Here is a 2,058-nt window from a genome sequence, read left to right on the forward strand (position 1 = left end):
CCGGTCTCGGCAGGTTCAATGTCCCCCGTCGCCTCCTGCGCTGCCGGCTCGAAACATGGATGCTGGGCCCCTTCTTTCTTTAAGTAGAATGCTTGCCTGTCTCTCCTTAACCGGGGTGGTTTTCCTTTGGGAGGACAGATCTTGCGGTTGTGTCAAGGACTGGTGCGCGGGCGGTATACTGCACCGACGGGCAAGTTACGACGAGGGCTCGCCTTCGGATGGGTGGGCTAAGGCGAGCCCTGGCCGTACCTTGTGCCGCTGCTGCCTTCGGAGCCTTGCGACACTTGGAATACGCAGTACAAATTAAGGCCCTCCCTGGCTGCACGAGGAAAGCCCTGACCTTTCGCGCGCAATGCGCACTTCGGGTCATTCAGAACATGCATTATGCTTGAGGCGGATGATATTGGACCGAAGTCTGAATATTGGCGGGACTTTGGTCCTAGCCGCGCCATTGTTTTCCATGAAACGTGACAGCGGCTCACATATTGAGACCCATGATAAGTTAGGCCCAACCTTTTGGGGCCGGCCATCAGCGAAATTCCAACCCCTATCGATGCTTTACGCCCGGGCGCCATGTCAGACAAAGAACCTGCCGCGGATACGTTGCATTTCTTGATCGCCCGAGCGCTGGACGAAGCAATTGCCAAACCAAGACGGCGCGACCTTGCTATGCCACGGGAGGCGGCACCAGACTAGCATGGAAGAAATGCCCGTGAGGAGCAAAGAAAGCGGTGAAACTCAGCTGCAGCGCCAAGCTCGCCCAAGGGAAACAACGTCGCTCGGCCCCGCTACCGGAAGTCGCTGGTTTTGCGGCAGAATTCCGCCGTCTGATAAGATTGTTCAACGCCTCAAGCGCACTTCAGGAGGCATCTTTTTCCCTAACCCCCCATGGTGTCGAACGGAACACCTGCTTCTTTCGCTGCTGCGATGAAGCTTACGCGGGCTTCGTCAGGTTCTCGGATGCCGGCTTCGACGTCGGAGCAGATCAGCAACGCGGCCATGAACGCCTTTCCGTCCGCAATCGGCCAAGAATTCGTGAGAACCTCGAGCGCCTCGGCTGTGGATGCGATGGTCGAGAGCTGCCCGGTCTTCCTGCAGATGATCATTACGGGGTGATCCCAACGTCTGTTACTCATATTTCCGCCCCTCGCCAGAAAGGCAGGTTAACGATGGACGGCCGCCCGATGCAAGGGGAGAACGTCCAGCATCCTCGACAAGGCGCGGACTGGAAGCGGTCCAGCCCGATCGCTGGACGTCCAGCAGCGCTCCTGATCAACGGACATGAGGGAGAGAAGCGGCTTTCCGCGCGGCGTACGATATCGTTTGGCCCAGCCGGGCATTCGCAGATGTCTCGGGCTGCTGCCGCACCCCATTGCCACGGGTTTCGACAAGGTGGGCGTTTGAACTGATGGCCATTCGGCCGCGCTAGCGAGACACACCGAACGCTTACGAAAAGCGAACGCGATCACTGATGCCTGGGTGACGGCGAATGCGTCTTCTGGTCGAGATCGATGCCGCTTATCCGTGTTGGAAGTCCCTGGATTGCATATCTGGGAAGGCGCTGCCATTTGGACCCAACAGTGTTCCGGTTGAGGATGTCCATCAGTTCAGTGGCATTTTTTTCAGTTAGATCAGTCAGTTGCTTGCATCCTATCATGGCGGGATAGCCGGTGACGGTATCAAATACCGTCCATTTGCCGTCTTGTTCCGCGCGGCAGCCGTATGGCATGTAATGGATGTCGGACGACATAGAACCTCCTTTCGCTGAAGGCAGCGAAGCCCACGAAACGGGGCGAACCTTAGAGGTTGCTTCAACATCATAAAATTAGCAAGGTCTTAATTAATGGTCTTGGGCGCCGGCTCAATGGGCCAGGACGAAGGGCGTAGCAGCCGCAAACTCATCAACAGCGCAAGCGCGCAACGGCCGCAATTTCCTGTTGCGACTAGACATCCATTGGGTGGGCGCGACCAATCGCGGCGAGCCGCAGGGCGTGATGAACCTGTCGGTTCTCTTCACAAGTTCTCCAACTGTGTCGAGCCAACCGCTCTGTCATGCGT

Annotated in this window: 2 protein-coding genes; both read right to left on the reverse strand. The window is 57.4% G+C overall.

Annotated features, from left to right (window positions below; all coding sequences use genetic code 11):
* Window positions 1–878: 878 nt before the first annotated feature.
* Window positions 879–1,136, reverse strand: coding sequence for a DUF982 domain-containing protein (locus tag C9413_RS31545; RefSeq protein ID WP_040115957.1), 258 nt, complete (start codon window positions 1,134–1,136; stop codon window positions 879–881).
* Between the two features lie 329 nt (window positions 1,137–1,465).
* Window positions 1,466–1,750 carry a hypothetical protein gene (locus C9413_RS31550; protein WP_040115956.1) on the reverse strand — a complete coding sequence of 95 codons (285 nt, stop codon included), beginning with the start codon at window positions 1,748–1,750 and terminating at the stop codon, window positions 1,466–1,468.
* Window positions 1,751–2,058: the final 308 nt, after the last annotated feature.

The sequence above is a fragment of the Rhizobium sp. SEMIA 4085 genome, from assembly GCF_013004495.1.
Taxonomy (GTDB): domain Bacteria; phylum Pseudomonadota; class Alphaproteobacteria; order Rhizobiales; family Rhizobiaceae; genus Rhizobium; species Rhizobium gallicum.

What these genes read in the sequence shown, in the direction of transcription:
- C9413_RS31545 (WP_040115957.1), bottom strand. Translation starts at nt 1,136, where the DNA reads ATGAGTAACAGACGTTGGGATCACCCCGTAATGATCATCTGCAGGAAG.
- C9413_RS31550 (WP_040115956.1), bottom strand. Translation starts at nt 1,750, where the DNA reads ATGTCGTCCGACATCCATTACATGCCATACGGCTGCCGCGCGGAACAA.